The organism is Amycolatopsis camponoti (genome assembly GCF_902497555.1).
Taxonomy (GTDB): domain Bacteria; phylum Actinomycetota; class Actinomycetes; order Mycobacteriales; family Pseudonocardiaceae; genus Amycolatopsis; species Amycolatopsis camponoti.
On the sequence record NZ_CABVGP010000001.1, the window covers coordinates 2219774 to 2236334 of the forward strand.

Below are 16561 nucleotides of genomic sequence, written 5' to 3' on the forward strand. Positions count from 1 at the left end.
GTCACCCCGTGTCCGATCCGGTGCGCATCCCCGTCGCCACCGCCCGTCCCTACGACGTCGTGGTCGGCCGCGGCCTGCTCGGTGACCTCACCGCGCAACTGGCCGGCGCCTCGAAGATCGCGCTGGTCCACCCGCCCACGCTGACCACCACGGCCGAGGCCATCCGCGAAGAGCTGATCGCCGCCGGTCTCGACGCGCACCGCGTCGAGATCCCGGACGCCGAGGACGGCAAGGCGCTCACCGTCGCGAGCTTCTGCTGGGAGGTGCTCGGCCGGATCGGGCTGGACCGCCAAGGTGTCGTCGTCGGCCTCGGCGGCGGCGCCGTCACCGACCTCGCCGGGTTCGTCGCGGGTACCTGGATGCGCGGGGTGTCCCTGGTCAACGTCCCGACGACGCTGCTCGGCATGGTCGACGCCGCGGTCGGCGGCAAGACCGGCATCAACACCGAGGCGGGCAAGAACCTCGTCGGGGTGTTCCACGAGCCGAGCGCGGTGTTCGTCGACCTCGCGACGCTGGAGACGCTGCCGCCGAACGAGCTCGTCGCCGGGATGGCCGAGGTCGTCAAGACGGGCTTCATCGCCGACCCGCGGATCCTCGAACTGATCGAGGCCGACCCGGCCGGCGCGCTCGACCCGAGCGGCGACGTGCTCGCCGAGCTGGTCCGCCGGTCGATCCAGGTCAAGGCCGACGTCGTGGCGGCCGACCTGCGCGAGTCCGACCTGCGGGAGATCCTCAACTACGGCCACACGCTCGGTCACGCCATCGAGCGCCGCGAGCGGTACCGGTGGCGCCACGGTGCCGCGGTGAGCGTCGGGCTGGTGTTCGCCGCCGAGCTGGCGCGGCTGGCCGGGCGGCTCGACGACGCCACCGCCGAGCGCCACGCCGCCGTGCTGAAGCTGCTCGGCCTGCCGACGACGTACGACGCCGACGCGCTGCCCCAGCTGCTGGAAATCATGAAAGGCGACAAGAAGACCCGCTCCGGGGTGCTGCGGTTCGTCGTCCTCGACGCCCTCGGCAAGCCCGGCCGGCTCGAGGGCCCGGACCCGTCGCTGCTCGCGGCCGCGTACTCGGCGATCGCCGCCGACGCTCCGAAGAGCGGCGGGAGTGTGCTGCTGTGAAGGCGTTCGTCTTCAACGGCCCGAACCTGGGCCGGCTCGGCAAGCGCGAGCCGTCGGTCTACGGCTCGACGACCCACGACGACCTCGCGGCGCTGTGCGTGAAGACCGGCGAGGAGCTGGGGATCGAGGTCGAGGTCCGGCAGACCGACCACGAGGGTGAAATGGTCGGCTGGCTGCACGAAGCCGCCGACGGCGGGAACCCGGTGGTGCTCAACGCCGGCGCGTGGACGCACTACTCGATCGCGGTGCGCGACGCCGCGGCGCAGCTGTCCGCGCCGCTGATCGAGCTGCACATCTCGAACGTGCACAAGCGGGAGGCGTTCCGGCACCACAGCGTGCTGTCGGACATCGCGACCGCGGTGATCGCCGGCCTCGGCGTCGACGGCTACCCGCTCGCCCTGCGGTGGCTCGCCGCGCACCCGGGATGACGCCGCCGACGCTGACCACGGCGCGGCTGGAGCTGCGTCAGCTGGTCGAGGCCGACCGCGAAGCCGTCGTGAAGGTGTTCTCCGACCCGGAGATGAGCCGGTTCTTCGCCGCGGACTTCTCCGACCCGGCGGCGGCGAGCGCGATGGTCGACCGCCGGCTGGCCTACCGCGGCCCGGCCGGCCAGGGCCACTGGGTGATCGAGCGCGACGGCGAGGTGATCGGCGTCGCGCACCTGCGCCCGTCGTCGGAGCTGCCCGGCGGGGTGGCGGAGCTGGGCTACTACGTCGCGAGCGCGTACGCGGGGCAAGGCTTGGCGACCGAGGCCGCCCGGGCGGTGCTCGGCCACGGGCTCGACGCGCTCGGGCTGCCGGCGGTCTGGGCGCTGGTGCACGAGAACAACGCGGCGAGCCGGAAAGTGGCGGCCCGGCTGGGTTTCCTCGACGTCGGCAGCGGCATCCACTACGGCGACCTGCACCGCGTGCTGGTCGCGCTGGCGCCGGTGCCCGGACGGCCGCACCACATCGAGCTGTGGGTGCCGGACCTCGCCGAGGCCGAGCGGAGCTGGGGCTGGCTGCTCGGCGAGCTGGGGTGGCGGGAGTTCCAGCGCTGGCCCGCGGGCGTCAGCTGGCGCCTCGGCGGGACGTACGTGGTGGTCGAGGCCTCGCCGGCGATGAGCGCCCCGGAACACGAGCGCACCCGCCCGGGCCTGAACCACCTGGCGCTGCACGTGGGAACGCGCGCCCAGGTCGACGCGCTGGCCGAGCAGGCAGCCGGCCACGGCTGGCGGCCGTTGTTCGGCGATCGCTATCCGTATGCGGGCGGCGAAGCGCACTACGCGGCTTATCTCGAGAATGACGCGGGCTTCGAGGTCGAGCTGGTCGCGCTCGAAGGCCCACCCGCACACTGACCCGCCGGGCTTCACGGCCGAGGGCCCGCCACACCCGCCGAGCCCGCCGCGGCCGGTCGTGAGTGGGAAACAGTGTTCTAACCCTGTTTCCCACTCACGACCGGCCTGACCGGCGCACACTGCGAACCCCCTGCTGCGCCCGCGATCTTGGGTGCGAACGAATGACCGCCGACCAGGCGTGCCATCACTCGGACGGGTTCGGTCTCGCTACACTCCGATGTCGTGCGCCCGTTTCGTCGTGGGGGTCGGCGACCCGCTCGTGCCCTGCTCGCCAGTGTCCTGGCCGGGCTGCTCGTCGCCGGGTGCACCGAGGGTTACGCCCAGCCTCAGGCGGCCGGGGACAATCCGGCCATCGCCGGGGGGAAGACCGGCTCCCCGCCGCGGCCGGTCGACGTCAAGCTCGCTTCGGGTGACCCCCGGGAGAGTGGTGGCGTGATCGCCGCCGGTGGTGCGGACGCCGTCTACAACTACGGGCCGTCCGTCATGCTCGACCGCGGGCAGACCCGGATGTGGTGGTGCAGCCAGTACGGCGGCGCCGGACCCGCCGGCGACGACATCCTGTACGCCCAGGCCCAGTCGATCGACGGGCCGTTCGCCGGGCCCGGCGGCGGGATCCCGGCCGCCGTCTTCTCCGGCGCGCCCGGGCAGTTCGACGGCATGCACACCTGCGACCCGTCGGTGCTGCGCGTCGGCTCGACGTACTACCTCTACTACACCGGCGCGGCAGGCGACCACGCGCTCGGCAACGCCGTCGGGCTCGCCACCAGCGCGGACGGCGTGCACTGGACCCGCGCGGCGGGCGGGAAGCCGATCCTCGGACCGTCGCACGACGTGCACCGCGCCAACGTCTACGGCGCGGGCCAGCCCTCGGCCGTCTACCTCGACGGCTGGTTCTACCTGATGTTCACCGACACCACCGGCCGCGCCGCGGCGTGGAACGGCGCCGGGCAGTTCGTGCTCCGGTCGCACGACCCCGCGTTCGGGGCCGGCGTCCAGGCCCTCGACGTCGGCGGGTTCGTGCCGGTGGCCACGACCGCCGCGCCGCGCGGCCGGTCGGTGGTCGAGGGGTTCAGCGCGGACCTGATGTGGGTGGGCGCGCTCGACGCGTTCGTCATCGCGCACGAGACCGACACCGGGACGACGCTGACTTTCTGGACCGCGGACTTCACCGAGAACCCGTACCGGGCGGTCGTCATCCCGGGCCCCTGGAAGGAAGGGCCGGGGCTGGTGCGCCGCGCGGACGGGCACGCGCCGCTGTCGTCGGCCGCGCCGTGCGACCGGGTGCCGTTCGACGTCGTGCGCGCCACCGCGATCGGCGGGGCCGGCGCGCCGACCGCCCTGCGGCACTTCGGGCTCGACCTGGTGGGGAGCCAGGCCTGCGCGAACCCGGGCCGGGTGGCCGCCACGTTCGACGGCGTGACGATGCCGTCGCCGGACCGGACGATGGACCTGGTCCGCGCCGGGCAGCGGGTGCGGGTCGACCGGCGCAGCGTGGCCGCGGCCCTGGCCGGCGAGCTGCTGGAGAAGGAATCGCCCGAGGTGGCGGCACTGCCGGTGGCGACGCGGCTGCGCTCGGGCGCGGAGTCGGTCCGGGCTCCGGGCCGCGGCCTGGCACTGGTCCTCGACGACCGCCGCCTGTGGGGAGTCCCGGACGCGACGATCGTGGCCGGCAACGGCTCGGCGGCCCACCCGGTGACGGACGCCCAATGGGACGGCTACCCGCAAGGCGCCTCACTGGTCGGCTGACGCCGGAGGCGCGCGCGGTGCTCATCGGCGGGAACCGACGCCGCGCTGCGGTGGGAAACCGCGTGCTAGGTGCGGGGTTCCCCGCTGCGAGGCCGCATCCGCGGAGAAGGTCGCGGCGAGGGTTCCGGGTCGTCCGCCCTGACCCGCCGACGAGGCTGAGGCGAGGCTTCCGAGCCGTCCACCCGGACCCGCCGGCGCGGACGCGGTGAAGGCGCGGGCGAAGCCGAAGAACCCTCGCGCTCCGCATCGTCCTCCTCCGACGGCCGGGTCCGCCCGATCCGCCCACCCACGAAAAGCCCCAGCCCGGCCGGCACCAGCACCAGCAGCGCCGAAAACGCCGCCCCGCCGGTCAACGCCCCGCCCAGCTCCGACACGCCCGTCTGGTCGACGAACACCGCCCGCCCGATCACGTACAGGATCCCCGACACGACCCCCGCCACCAGCGCCGCGATGAACCACGCGCGGCCGCGGTCGGGGACGTCGCGCCAGGCGTCCAGGGCGCTCCACAGCGCTGCCGCGCCGACCAGGGCCGCCAGGGTCAGGGACACCATCAGCGTCTGGTCCGTCGGGTGGTACACGGCGTACTTGGCCAGCAGCGTCAGCGCGACGCCGTGGAGCACCGCCATCCCGAGTCCGCGGATCACCCAAGCGCTCATCCTGCGGAGTGTAGGCCAGGTTACTGGCGAGTCGCTTCGCCAGCGCCCACTAGGCTGGGGACGTGCCCGAAACCCATGGACGACGCCGGGCGGCGCTGCGCGGGCTTCTGACCGAAGCCGGTGTCGACGCGCTGCTGGTCACCGATCTGCTCAACATCCGCTACCTCACCGGGTTCACCGGCTCGAACGCCGCCGTGCTGCTGCACGCCGAGGGCGACGGGAAGACGCTCTTCTGCACGGACGGCCGCTACACGACCCAGTCGGCCGCCGAGGTGCCCGACCTGGACAAGGTCGTCGACCGGGCCAGCGCCGCCGCCCTCGTCGCGAGAGCCGCGAAGGACGCCAGGACATACGGCCGCGTCGGCTTCGAGAGCCAGCACGTCAGCGTCGAAGAGTACGAGTCCCTCAAGAAGGACGCCGCCCTCGAGCGCACCCCCGGGCTGGTCGAGCGGCTCCGGCTGGTGAAGGACGAAGCCGAGATCGAGGCGCTGCGCCAGGCCTGCGCCGCCGCCGACCGGGCGCTGGACGACCTCGTCGCCGCCGGCGGCCTGCGGCCCGGCCGGACCGAGCTGGAAATCGCCCGTGACCTGGAGAACCGGATGCTGGAGCACGGGTCGGCCGAGCCCAGTTTCGCCTCCATCATCGCCGCCGGCGCGCACTCGGCCATCCCGCACCACCAGCCGACGCACGCCCAGCTGAAGCGCGGCGACTTCGTCAAGCTGGACTTCGGCGCGACCGTCGACGGCTACCACTCCGACATGACCCGCACCTTCGTCCTCGGCGAACCCGCGGACTGGCAGCGGGAGGTGTACGACCTCGTGCACGCCGCCCAGGCGGCCGGGGTCCGCGCCGTCGTGCCGGGCACCGAGGTGTCCGATGTGGACGCCGCGGCGCGCGGGGTGATCGCGGACGCCGGGCACGGCGAGCACTTCGCGCACGGTCTCGGCCACGGCGTCGGCCTGCAGATCCACGAGGCGCCCAGCTTCGCCGCGACGGGCGTCGGTACACTGTCCGCCGGTATGGCGGTCACCGTCGAGCCCGGCGTCTACCTCGCGGGGCGCGGTGGCGTGCGCATCGAGGACACGCTCGTCGTGCGGGCTGGGGAGCCCGAACTCCTCACCCTGAGCACCAAGAACCTCGTGGTCGTCTGACAGCGGCCGCGAACCGTAGATCGACACAGGAGACTGCAAGCTCGTGGCCACGACCAACGACCTGAAGAACGGGCTCGTCCTCAACCTCGAGGGCCAGCTGTGGACCGTCACCGCGTTCCAGCACGTCAAGCCGGGCAAGGGCGGCGCCTTCGTGCGCACGACGCTCAAGCACGTGCTCACCGGCAAGGTGGTCGACAAGACGTTCAACGCGGGCACGAAGGTCGAGACGGCCACGGTGGACCGCCGGAACATGACCTACCTGTACAAGGACGGCCAGGACTTCGTGTTCATGGACGGTGACACCTACGACCAGATCACGGTGCTGGCCGCGGTCGTCGGCGACAACGCCAACTACATGCTCGAGAACACCGAGGTCCAGGTCGCGGTGCACGAGAACGAGGCGCTCTACGTCGAGCTCCCGACCTCGGTCGAGATCGTCATCCAGCACACCGACCCGGGCCTGCAGGGCGACCGCTCCACCGGCGGCACCAAGCCGGCGACGCTGGAGACCGGCGCGGAGATCCAGGTCCCGCTGTTCCTGTCCACCGGCGAGAAGATCAAGGTCGACACCCGCGACGGCCGTTACCTGGGCCGCGTCTCCAGCTGATGCCGACGTCGAAGCCCCACCCCAACCGCGGCGGCGCGATCAGCCGCAGGCAGGCGCGCCGTCGCGCGGTGGAAATGCTGTACGAGGCCTCGCAGCGCGACGCCGACGCGGTCACGCTGCTGGCCGACCGGGTCGGCGCGACCGAGGTCGACCCGATCGGGGACTACACGATCAGCCTGGTCGAGGGCGTGACCGCCCGGAAGACGCAGATCGACGAGCTGCTGGCCGAGCACGCGCAGGGCTGGACCCTGGAGCGGATGCCGAAGGTCGACCTCGCGGTGCTGCGGGTCGGGGTCTACGAGCTGCTCTGGGCCGAGGACGTGCCGGACCCGGTCGCGATCGACGAGGCCGTCGGCCTGGCGAAGGAACTCTCCACGGACGATTCGCCGCGGTTCGTCAACGGCGTGCTGGGCCGGATCGGCACGATCGCCGACCGCCTCCGCGCCGTCCTGTAGGTCTGCTGCGAGCCCCCCGACGAAGTCAGTGAGCGTCTCCGGTGCCCCCACCGGGAACGCTCACTGCTGTCGGCACAGCACACCCGGAATCAGTCCTCCTTGGACGGCCGCGCCTCCGGCGGGAGCACACCCCAGTCGATGAGCTGCTCGGTGAGCTCGCCCGGGGTCATGTCGTAGATGATCGCCAGGGACCGCAGGTCCTCGGTGCGGATCGAGAGCACCTTGCCGTTGTAGTCGCCGCGCTGGCTCTGGATCGTCGCCGCGTAGCGGGCCAGCGGGCCCACCTTTTCGGCCGGCAGCTGCTGCAGGCGCTCGAGGTTGATCACGATCTTGGTGGCGGGCTCCGCGCCGGAGGGGACCCGGCCCTCGGGCAGCAGCTCGACCACCGGCACGCCGTAGAAGTCGGCCAGCTCGGCCAGCTTCTGCACGGTGACGGCACGGTCGCCACGCTCGTACGAGCCGACGACGACGGCCTTCCAGCGCCCACCGGACTTCTGCTCGACCCCGTGCAGGGACAGGCCCTGCTGCTGGCGGATCCCGCGGAGCTTGGCCCCGAGCGCCTTGGCGTAATCGCCCATCTGGTCGTTCTCCGTTCTCCACCCCCTCCCGGTCGGGGTGACCGGTCCAGGGGACTCTTCGAGTCGAATACTCAGAGTAATGGTTACGCATTGTTGTCACCAGGTCAAGCAGGAGCTTGCCGCGAATCACGCCACACCACCCGTAAGACTGAGCAAAGTGCCTGCTACTGTCGGTGGGAAAGCCCCGACCAGCAGGGGAACAGACGTCCTTTAAGGACCCGTCCGGTGAGGCGGGGAAGGAGTCCGAAGTGTCGTCACGTCCGCGTGGCGCGGCTGGTTCGGCCGGGGAGCGCGAGCTCCTGACGGCCGGCGATGTCGCGCGCACGATCGCCCGAATGGCCCATCAGGTCATCGAAAAGACCGCGAACGGTGCGGAGAGCACTACCCCGCCCGTGTTGCTCGGGATCCCCAGCCGCGGCACTCCCCTCGCGGCCCGCCTCGCCGACAAGATCGGCGAGTTCTCCGGAGTCCGCCCGCCGACCGGCGCCCTCGACGTCACCCTCTACCGGGACGACCTCCGCCGCCGCCCGCCGCGCGCGCTCGAACAGACGCAGCTGCCCGCCGACGGCATCGACGACCGGGTGGTGATCCTGGTCGACGACGTCCTCTTCTCCGGCCGCACGATCCGGGCCGCGCTCGATGCCCTCCGTGATCACGGCCGCCCCCGCGCGGTGCAGCTGGCCGTCCTCGTCGACCGAGGTCACCGTGAGCTGCCGATCCGCGCCGACTACGTGGGCAAGAACGTGCCGACCGCCCGCACCGAGGGCGTGTCCGTCCTGCTGGCCGAGATCGACGGCCGCGACGCGGTACTGCTCCGTCCCTCGGAAAGCGGCCCGACCGAAGAAGTACCTGGAGAAGACTCGTGAAGCACCTGCTCGCCACCGACGGGCTGGACCCGGCGCTGGCCACGGCCGTGCTGGACACCGCCGACGAGCTGAAGCACACCCTGCTCGGCCGTGAGGTCAAGAAGCTGCCGACGCTGCGCGGCCGCACGGTGATCACCCTGTTCTACGAAAACTCGACGCGCACGCGGGTCTCGTTCGAGATCGCCGGGAAGTGGATGAGCGCCGACGTGATCAACGTCTCCGCGTCCAGCTCCTCGGTCAACAAGGGCGAGTCCCTGCGTGACACGGCGTTGACGCTGGCCGCCGCGGGCGCCGACTGCGTGATCGTCCGGCACCCCGCCAGCGGTGCCGCCCAGCGGCTCTCGGAGTGGCTCGCCGAGCCCGGCACGTCGGTGGTCAACGCCGGCGACGGCACCCACGAGCACCCGACGCAGGCGCTGCTCGACGCGGCGACCCTGCGCGAGCGGCTCGGTTCGCTCAAGGACCGCCGGATCGCGATCGTCGGTGACGTCCTGCACAGCCGCGTCGCCCGCTCGAACATCCACCTGCTCTCCGCGCTCGGCGCCGAAGTGGTTCTCGTCGCGCCGCCGACGTTGCTGCCCTACGGCGTCGAAAGCCTGCCGGTGACCGTCTCGCACGACCTCGACGCCGAGCTGCCCGCGGTCGACGCGGTGATGATGCTGCGGGTCCAGGCCGAGCGCATGCACGGCGGGTTCTTCCCGAGCGCCCGCGAGTACTCGATCGCGTACGGCCTCTCGGAGAAGCGGCAGAAGCTGCTGCCGGAGCACGCGGTCGTCCTGCACCCCGGCCCGATGCTGCGCGGGATGGAGATCGCGAGCGCGGTCGCCGACTCCCCGGCCTCGGCCATCACCGAACAGGTCCGCAACGGCGTCCACGTGCGCATGGCGGTCCTCTACCACCTGCTGGCCAGCGAAGGAGCCGCCGCGTGAGCACCGTGATCAAGGGCGCCCGCCCCTACGGCGAAGGCGACCCGGTCGACGTCCTGATCGAGGACGGCGTGATCACCGCGATCGGCGCGGTGGACGTCCCGGAGGGCGCCGAAATCGTCGAAGCGGGCGGCCAGGTGCTGCTGCCGGGGTTCGTCGACCTGCATACCCACCTGCGCGAACCCGGCCGCGAGGACACCGAGACGATCGAGACCGGCTCGGCCGCGGCGGCGCTCGGCGGCTACACCGCCGTGTTCGCCATGGCCAACACCGACCCCGTCGCCGACAACGCCGTGATCGTCGACCACGTGTGGCGCCGCGGGCAGGAGGTCGGCCTGGTCGACGTCCACCCGGTCGGCGCGGTCACCGTCGGGCTCAAGGGCGAGAAGCTCGCCGAACTGGGCACGATGGCGAAGTCGCAGGCCCAGGTGAAGGTCTTCTCCGACGACGGCCTCTGCGTCGCCGACCCGCTGCTGATGCGCCGCGCGCTGGAGTACTCGACCGCGCTGGACGTCGTCATCGCGCAGCACGCCGAGGAGCCGCGGCTGACCGTAGGCGCCCAGGCCCACGAGGGCGAGCGCGCGGCCCGGCTCGGCTACACCGGCTGGCCGGCCGCCGCGGAAGAGTCCATCGTGGCCCGCGACTGCCTGCTGGCCCGGCACGCGAACGCGCGGCTGCACGTCTGCCACGTGTCCACTTCGGGCACCGCGGACGTCCTGGCCTGGGCGAAGGACCGCGGCACCAAGGTGTCGGCCGAGGTCACGCCGCACCACCTGCTGCTCACCGACGAGCGCCTGGCCACCTACGACCCGGTCAACAAGGTGAACCCGCCGCTGCGCACGGAGTCCGACGCGGAGAAGTTGCGGACGGCGTTGGCCGAGGGCGTCATCGACTGCGTCGCCACCGACCACGCCCCGCACGCGGTGCAGGACAAGGACACCGAGTGGAGCGCGGCCCGGCCGGGCATGCTCGGGCTGCAGACGGCACTGTCCATCGTGGCCGAGACCATGGTCCGCACCGGGCTGCTCGACTGGCGCGGCGTCGCCCGCGTCATGAGCGAGCGCCCCGCGGAGATCGGGAACCTGGCCGACCAGGGCCGCCCGATCGCCGTCGGCGAGCCGGCGAACCTGACGCTGGTCGACCCGGACGCCGAGTGGACGGTCCGCGGCGCGGAGCTGGCCAGCATCGCCGCCAACACCCCGTACGAGGGAATGCGGCTCCCCGGTGTGGTGACCGCGACGCTGCTGCGCGGGCGGCTCACCGCGCGGGACGGGAAGGTCTGCTGATGGAACGCCTTTGGCTGGTGCTGGCGATCGTCGCCTTCTTCCTGCTCTGCCTGTGGGGCATGTACGTCGGCTGGCGGCGCAAGGCGCGCTCGCAGAGCGTGCGGGTGCCGCCGTTCCCCGCCATCCCCGCGGAGCCGGGGGACGTCCTGCTGGAGTCCACCGGTGTCTACGTCGCGACGACGTTCGCGGGGGAGTGGCAGAACCGGGTCGTCACCCGCGGCGCGGGTCTGCGCACCGGCGCGGTCCTGCGGCTGCACGAGGGCGGTGTCGCGGTCGAACGCGGGGGAGCGCCCGACTTCTGGATCCCGCGCGACGCGGTCACCGGCGTCCGGCGCGACTCCAGGATCGCCGGGAAGGTGATGGGCACGGACGCGCTGCTGGTGCTCACCTGGCGGGCCGGCGAAACCGAGGTCGACACCGGCTTCCGCGGCGACGACCTCGACGACTATCCACAGTGGATCGAACAGTTGAAGATCAAGGGAGGTGCCCAGTGAACGCGCGCGCTCAGGCCGCACTGGTGCTCGAAGACGGCCGGGTGTTCCGCGGCGCTGCCTACGGCGCGCGGGGGCGGAGCCTCGGCGAGGCCGTGTTCTGCACCGGCATGACCGGCTACCAGGAGACGCTGACCGACCCGTCCTACCACGGGCAGATCGTGGTGCAGACCGCGCCGCAGATCGGCAACACCGGCTGGAACGACGAGGACGACGAGTCCTCGAAGATCTGGGTCAACGGCTACGTCGTCCGCGACCCGGCCCGCACGCCGTCCAACTGGCGCTCGAAGCGCACGCTGGACGAGGAGCTGGTGAACCAGGGGATCGTCGGCATCGCCGAGGTCGACACCCGGTCGCTGACCCGGCACCTGCGCGAGCTGGGCGCGATGCGCGCCGGGGTCTTCTCCGGTGACGCGCTGGGCACCGTCGACGAGATGGTCGCCGAGGTGCTCGCCAGCCCGAAGATGGAGGGCGCCGACCTGGCCGGCCAGGTCACCACGCCCAAGCCGTACGTCGTCTCGCCGTCGGGCGAGACGCGCTTCCGGGTGGTCGCGCTGGACCTGGGCATCAAGTCCAACACCCCGCGCCAGATGGTCAAGCGCGGCATCGAGGTGCACGTGCTGCCTTCGACGTCGACCTTGGACGAGCTGCTCGCGATCGAGCCGGACGGGGTGTTCCTGTCGAACGGCCCGGGCGACCCGGCCACGACGACGCACGCGACCGAGCTGACCAAGCAGGTACTGGGCCGCGAGATCCCGCTGTTCGGCATCTGCTTCGGCAACCAGGTCCTCGGCCGCGCGCTCGGCCTGGGCACGTACAAGATGCGCTACGGCCACCGCGGCATCAACATCCCGGTGATCGACGTCGCCACCAAGCAGGTGGCGATCACCGCGCAGAACCACGGCTTCGCCCTCGAAGGCGAGCCCGGGCAGCGCTTCGAGTCGCCCTTCGGCGCGGCTCAGGTCAGCCACTACTGCGCGAACGACGGCGCGGTCGAGGGCCTGCGGGCGTTCGACGTCCCGGCGTTCTCGGTGCAGTACCACCCCGAAGCCGCGGCCGGCCCCCACGACGCGGCGCCCCTGTTCGACGATTTCGTTTCGCTCATGGAGAAGAAGGCCTGATGCCGAAGAGGACGGACATCCAGCACGTGCTGGTGATCGGCTCCGGGCCGATCGTGATCGGGCAGGCCGCGGAGTTCGACTACTCCGGGACCCAGGCCTGCCGGGTGCTGCGCAGCGAAGGCCTGCGCGTGTCACTGGTGAACTCGAACCCGGCCACCATCATGACCGACCCCGAGTTCGCCGACGCGACCTACATCGAGCCGGTGACGCCGGACTTCGTCGAGAAGGTCATCGCCGTCGAACGCCCCGACGCGATCCTCGCCACGCTCGGTGGGCAGACGGCGCTCAACTGTGCCGTCGCGCTGCACGAGCGCGGCGTGCTCGCCAAGTACGGGGTCGAGCTGATCGGTGCCGACATCGACGCCATCCAGCGCGGTGAGGACCGGCAGAAGTTCAAGAACATCGTCGCCGAGGTCGGTGCCGAGACCCCGCGCAGCCGCGTCTGCAACACCATGGACGAGGTCCGGGACACGGTGAAGGAGCTGGGCCTCCCGGTCGTCATCCGGCCGTCGTTCACCATGGGCGGGCTCGGGTCCGGCATGGCGCACACGCCCGAAGACCTGGAACGGCTCGCTTCCACCGGCCTCGACGAGTCGCCGGTCACCGAGGTGCTCATCGAGGAGAGCGTGCTCGGCTGGAAGGAGTACGAGCTCGAGCTGATGCGCGACCGCAGTGACAACGTCGTGGTCGTCTGCTCGATCGAGAACGTCGACGCGATGGGCGTGCACACCGGCGACTCCGTCACCGTGGCGCCGACCATGACGCTCACCGACCGCGAGTACCAGGTGATGCGCGACGTCGGCATCGACGTGCTGCGCGCGGTCGGCGTCGACACCGGCGGCTGCAACATCCAGTTCGCGATCAACCCCGAAGACGGCCGGATGGTCGTCATCGAGATGAACCCGCGCGTCTCCCGATCGAGTGCGCTGGCGTCGAAGGCGACCGGCTTCCCGATCGCCAAGATCGCCGCGAAGCTCGCCATCGGCTACACGCTCGACGAGATCCAGAACGACATCACCGGCGAGACCCCGGCGGCGTTCGAGCCCACTTTGGACTACGTCGTCGTCAAGATGCCGCGGTTCGCCTTCGAGAAGTTCCCGGGCGCCGACCCGACGCTGACCACGACGATGAAGAGCGTCGGCGAGGCGATGTCGTTCGGCCGCAGCTTCCCCGAGGCGCTCGGCAAGGCGATGCGGTCGATCGAGACCAAGGCGACCGGGTTCTGGACGTTGCCCGACCCCGATGGCGTCACGGTTGAGTCCACTTTGGACTCCCTGCGCACGCCGCACGAAGGCCGGCTGTACGAAGTCGAACGCGCGCTGCGCCTGGGCGCTTCGGTGCGGCAGGTCCACGAGGCCTCCGGCATCGACCCGTGGTTCATCGACCAGATCGCCTACATCGGCGAGGTCGGCGCCGAGGTCCGCGACGCCCCGGTGCTCGACGGCGATCTCCTGCGCCGCGCCAAGCGCACCGGGCTGTCCGACCGGCAGATCGCCGCGCTGCGGCCGGAGCTGGCCGGCGAGGACGGCGTCCGCACCCTGCGCCACCGCCTCGGCGTGCGGCCGGTGTTCAAGACCGTGGACACCTGCGCGGCGGAGTTCGCCGCGAACACGCCGTACCACTACTCGGCCTACGAGTCCGACCCCGAAGCGCAGTCCGAAGTGGCGGCGCAGACGGAGAAGCCGAAGGTGCTCATCCTCGGCTCGGGCCCGAACCGGATCGGCCAGGGCATCGAGTTCGACTACTCCTGCGTGCACGCGGCGATCGCGTTGCGGGAGGCCGGGTTCGAGGCCGTCATGGTCAACTGCAACCCGGAAACCGTGTCCACCGACTACGACACGTCCGACCGGCTGTACTTCGAGCCGCTGTCCTTCGAGGACGTCCTCGAGGTCGTGCACGCCGAGCAGGCGTCCGGCACGGTCGCCGGCGTCATCGTCCAGCTCGGCGGCCAGACCCCGCTGGGCCTGGCGAAGCGGCTCGCCGACGCCGGGGTCCCGGTGGTCGGGACGCCGCCGGAGGCCATCCACCTGGCCGAGGACCGCGGCGCGTTCGGCGAGGTCCTCACCGACGCCGGGCTGCCCGCGCCGCGCTACGGCACGGCGACGTCGTTCGAGGGCGCCAAGCGGATCGCCGACGAGATCGGCTACCCGGTGCTCGTCCGGCCGTCGTACGTCCTCGGCGGGCGCGGCATGGAGATCGTCTACGACGAGGAGACCCTCGCCGGGTACATCAGCCGGGCCACCGAGATCACCCCCGAGCACCCGGTGCTCGTGGACCGCTTCCTCGACGACGCCATCGAAATCGACGTCGACGCGCTGTTCGACGGCGAGGAGCTCTACCTCGGCGGCGTGATGGAGCACATCGAGGAGGCTGGCATCCACTCCGGCGACTCCTCGTGCGCGCTGCCGCCGATCACGCTCGGGCACACCGATCTGCAGGCCGTCCGCCGCTCCACCGAGGCGATCGCGCGAGGCGTGGGCGTGCGCGGGCTCCTGAACGTCCAGTACGCGCTCAAGGACGACGTCCTGTACGTCCTGGAGGCCAACCCGCGGGCGTCGCGGACGGTGCCGTTCGTGTCCAAGGCCACGGCGGTGCCGCTGGCGAAGGCGGCCGCGCTGATCATGACCGGCTCGACGATCAAGGACCTGCGCGAGAGCGGCGTCCTGCCGTCCGACGGCGACGGCGGGCAGATGCCGGCCGACTCGCCGGTCGCGGTCAAGGAAGCCGTGCTGCCCTTCCACCGCTTCCGCACGCCCGAAGGCCACGGCGTCGACTCGCTGCTGGGCCCGGAGATGAAGTCCACCGGCGAGGTGATGGGCGTCGACGTCGACTTCGGCAAGGCGTTCGCCAAGTCCCAGAGCGCGGCCTACGGCTCATTGCCGACGTCCGGGCGCGTGTTCGTCTCGGTCGCCAACCGCGACAAGCGCTCGATGGTCTTCCCGGTGAAGCGCCTGGCGGACCTCGGGTTCGAGATCCTCGCCACGTCCGGCACCGCGGAAGTGCTGCGGCGCAACGGGGTCGCGTGCTCGGTGGTGCGCAAGCACTACCAAGGCTCGACCGAAGCCGAGCCGAACATTGTGGACGTCATCCTGGACGGCGACGTCGACATGGTGATCAACACTCCCTACGGCAACAGCGGTCCGCGCGTCGACGGCTACGAAATCCGCACCGCCGCGGTGTCGCGCGACATCCCGTGCGTGACCACCGTGCAGGGCGCCGCGGCGGCCGTGCACGGCATCGAGGCGCTCATCCGGGGCGACATCGGGGTCAAGTCCCTGCAGGAGCTGCAGGCGGCGCTGAAGGCGAAGTCGTGAGCACGCCGGAGCGCTTCGGGGCGCGGCTGGCGAAAGCCGTCGCGGACCGGGGCCCGCTGTGCGCCGGGATCGACCCCCACCCGGGCCTCCTCGAGGCCTGGGGGCTCCCGGTGGACGCTTCGGGCCTGGAACGGTTCGCGCTGTCCGCCACGGAGGTTCTGGCGGCGCGCACGGCGATCGTGAAGCCGCAGTCGGCGTTCTTCGAAAGTTTCGGCGCGGCGGGCGTCCGCGTGCTGGAGCGGGTCGTCGAAACCGCGCGCGAAGCCGGCGCTCTGGTGCTGCTGGACGTCAAGCGCGGCGACATCGGCTCCACGATGGCGGCGTACACGGCCGCGTACGTGGCCGACGGGGCGGCGATCGCGGCCGACGCGATCACCGTTTCGCCGTACCTCGGGTTCGGCTCTTTGGCCCAATGCGCCGAAACGGCGGTCGCCGCGGGGCGCGGCATCTTCGTGCTTGCGCGAACTTCGAACCCCGAAGCGGCCGCCGTGCAGAACGCGAAACTGCCCGACGGCCGCACCGTCGCGCAGGCGATCGTCGACTCCGCGGCGGCGCTCAACGCATCCGCGGGGCCGCTCGGCGATGTGGGTGTGGTGGTCGGCGCCACGGTTCCGCCGGGGGAGCTCGACCTCTCGCGGCTGAACGGACCCGTGCTGGCACCCGGTTTCGGGGCCCAGGGAGCCACTGTGGCCGATCTGAAGGCGCTCTTCGGCGCATCCCTGCCGGGAGTGCTGCCCGCGTCGTCTCGCGACATCCTGAAGCACGGTCCGGAGCAAGCGGCTTTGCGCCAAGCGGTCGAACGGGTCGCCGAAGTGCTGGCCGACCCGCAGGAAAACGACCAATAGCAGGGCCCGGAACGGGGTCCCACCAGGCACCCCCGCATTGTGGCCGGTGCTCACGGGTGGGTACC

The 16561-nt window shown here is 71.7% G+C and carries 16 protein-coding genes; 14 read left to right on the plus strand and 2 right to left on the minus strand.

What is annotated here, in order from left to right; genetic code table 11:
- Positions 1 to 8: 8 nt before the first annotated feature.
- The 4 genes from aroB (at position 9) to AA23TX_RS10700 (ending at position 4200) form a co-directional block, all read left to right on the plus strand.
- Positions 9 to 1118: a 3-dehydroquinate synthase gene (gene aroB / locus AA23TX_RS10685; protein ID WP_155542391.1), complete on the plus strand. Its 1110-nt coding sequence runs from the start codon at positions 9 to 11 to the stop codon at positions 1116 to 1118.
- Entirely contained in the window at positions 1115 to 1546 is a 432-nt protein-coding gene (gene aroQ / locus AA23TX_RS10690; RefSeq protein ID WP_086856373.1) for a type II 3-dehydroquinate dehydratase, read from the plus strand. The genes aroB and aroQ overlap by 4 nt, the downstream gene beginning before the upstream one ends.
- Positions 1543 to 2454 (plus strand): GNAT family N-acetyltransferase, encoded by a 912-nt coding sequence (locus AA23TX_RS10695; RefSeq protein ID WP_155542392.1) that lies wholly within the window; start codon positions 1543 to 1545, stop codon positions 2452 to 2454. The genes aroQ and AA23TX_RS10695 overlap by 4 nt, the downstream gene beginning before the upstream one ends.
- Before the next feature lie 264 nt (positions 2455 to 2718).
- On the plus strand, positions 2719 to 4200 hold the full coding sequence (locus AA23TX_RS10700; RefSeq protein ID WP_155544368.1) for a glycoside hydrolase family protein: 1482 nt from the start codon (positions 2719 to 2721) through the stop codon (positions 4198 to 4200).
- A gap of 65 nt (positions 4201 to 4265) precedes the next feature.
- Here the strand turns inward: AA23TX_RS10700 and AA23TX_RS10705 are convergent, their stop codons facing one another.
- Positions 4266 to 4856 carry a B-4DMT family transporter gene (locus AA23TX_RS10705; protein ID WP_196425273.1) on the minus strand — a complete coding sequence of 197 codons (591 nt, stop codon included), beginning with the start codon at positions 4854 to 4856 and terminating at the stop codon, positions 4266 to 4268.
- A 62-nt stretch (positions 4857 to 4918) separates the two neighbouring features.
- Between AA23TX_RS10705 and AA23TX_RS10710 the strand changes: the two genes are divergently transcribed.
- Genes AA23TX_RS10710 through nusB form a run of 3 tightly spaced genes read left to right on the plus strand, consistent with a single transcriptional unit; the run spans position 4919 to position 7069 of the window.
- Positions 4919 to 6007, plus strand: coding sequence for a M24 family metallopeptidase (locus AA23TX_RS10710; protein ID WP_155542393.1), 1089 nt, complete (start codon positions 4919 to 4921; stop codon positions 6005 to 6007).
- A 43-nt stretch (positions 6008 to 6050) separates the two neighbouring features.
- Positions 6051 to 6614: an elongation factor P gene (gene efp, locus AA23TX_RS10715; protein WP_155542394.1), complete on the plus strand. Its 564-nt coding sequence runs from the start codon at positions 6051 to 6053 to the stop codon at positions 6612 to 6614.
- Positions 6614 to 7069 carry a transcription antitermination factor NusB gene (gene nusB, locus AA23TX_RS10720; protein ID WP_155542395.1) on the plus strand — a complete coding sequence of 152 codons (456 nt, stop codon included), beginning with the start codon at positions 6614 to 6616 and terminating at the stop codon, positions 7067 to 7069. The genes efp and nusB overlap by 1 nt, the downstream gene beginning before the upstream one ends.
- A gap of 89 nt (positions 7070 to 7158) precedes the next feature.
- Here nusB and bldD read toward each other — a convergent pair whose 3' ends face one another.
- A complete protein-coding gene (bldD, locus tag AA23TX_RS10725) occupies positions 7159 to 7647 on the minus strand; it encodes a transcriptional regulator BldD (protein WP_003096372.1) in 489 nt (162 codons plus the stop codon).
- Positions 7648 to 7895: 248 nt separating this feature from the next.
- Here bldD and pyrR point away from each other — a divergent pair, with 248 nt between their 5' ends.
- From pyrR to pyrF, 7 genes are read left to right on the plus strand one after another with little or no spacing between them, the layout of a single operon-like run.
- Complete coding sequence (gene pyrR / locus AA23TX_RS10730; RefSeq protein WP_155542396.1) at positions 7896 to 8513, plus strand: bifunctional pyr operon transcriptional regulator/uracil phosphoribosyltransferase PyrR; 618 nt, start codon at positions 7896 to 7898, stop codon at positions 8511 to 8513.
- Positions 8510 to 9442: an aspartate carbamoyltransferase catalytic subunit gene (locus AA23TX_RS10735; protein ID WP_086671159.1), complete on the plus strand. Its 933-nt coding sequence runs from the start codon at positions 8510 to 8512 to the stop codon at positions 9440 to 9442. The genes pyrR and AA23TX_RS10735 overlap by 4 nt, the downstream gene beginning before the upstream one ends.
- Positions 9439 to 10725, plus strand: coding sequence for a dihydroorotase (locus AA23TX_RS10740; RefSeq protein WP_155542397.1), 1287 nt, complete (start codon positions 9439 to 9441; stop codon positions 10723 to 10725). The genes AA23TX_RS10735 and AA23TX_RS10740 overlap by 4 nt, the downstream gene beginning before the upstream one ends.
- On the plus strand, positions 10725 to 11219 hold the full coding sequence (locus AA23TX_RS10745; RefSeq protein ID WP_155542398.1) for a PH-like domain-containing protein: 495 nt from the start codon (positions 10725 to 10727) through the stop codon (positions 11217 to 11219). Before AA23TX_RS10740 ends, AA23TX_RS10745 begins: the two co-directional genes overlap by 1 nt.
- On the plus strand, positions 11216 to 12337 hold the full coding sequence (carA, locus tag AA23TX_RS10750) for a glutamine-hydrolyzing carbamoyl-phosphate synthase small subunit (RefSeq protein WP_155542399.1): 1122 nt from the start codon (positions 11216 to 11218) through the stop codon (positions 12335 to 12337). Before AA23TX_RS10745 ends, carA begins: the two co-directional genes overlap by 4 nt.
- The gene (gene carB / locus AA23TX_RS10755) at positions 12337 to 15651 is read left to right on the plus strand and encodes a carbamoyl-phosphate synthase large subunit (protein ID WP_155542400.1); all 3315 of its coding nucleotides are present in this window, start codon (positions 12337 to 12339) and stop codon (positions 15649 to 15651) included. Before carA ends, carB begins: the two co-directional genes overlap by 1 nt.
- Positions 15648 to 16496: an orotidine-5'-phosphate decarboxylase gene (pyrF, locus tag AA23TX_RS10760; protein WP_155542401.1), complete on the plus strand. Its 849-nt coding sequence runs from the start codon at positions 15648 to 15650 to the stop codon at positions 16494 to 16496. The genes carB and pyrF overlap by 4 nt, the downstream gene beginning before the upstream one ends.
- The last annotated feature ends 65 nt before the right edge of the window (positions 16497 to 16561 follow it).

Bases quoted from the DNA above. Each gene is read 5' to 3' on its own strand.
- AA23TX_RS10695 (WP_155542392.1), top strand. From the start codon at position 1,543: ATGACGCCGCCGACGCTGACCACGGCGCGGCTGGAGCTGCGTCAGCTG.
- AA23TX_RS10705 (WP_196425273.1), bottom strand. From the start codon at position 4,856: ATGAGCGCTTGGGTGATCCGCGGACTCGGGATGGCGGTGCTCCACGGC.
- nusB (WP_155542395.1), top strand. From the start codon at position 6,614: ATGCCGACGTCGAAGCCCCACCCCAACCGCGGCGGCGCGATCAGCCGC.
- bldD (WP_003096372.1), bottom strand. From the start codon at position 7,647: ATGGGCGATTACGCCAAGGCGCTCGGGGCCAAGCTCCGCGGGATCCGC.
- AA23TX_RS10745 (WP_155542398.1), top strand. From the start codon at position 10,725: ATGGAACGCCTTTGGCTGGTGCTGGCGATCGTCGCCTTCTTCCTGCTC.
- carB (WP_155542400.1), top strand. From the start codon at position 12,337: ATGCCGAAGAGGACGGACATCCAGCACGTGCTGGTGATCGGCTCCGGG.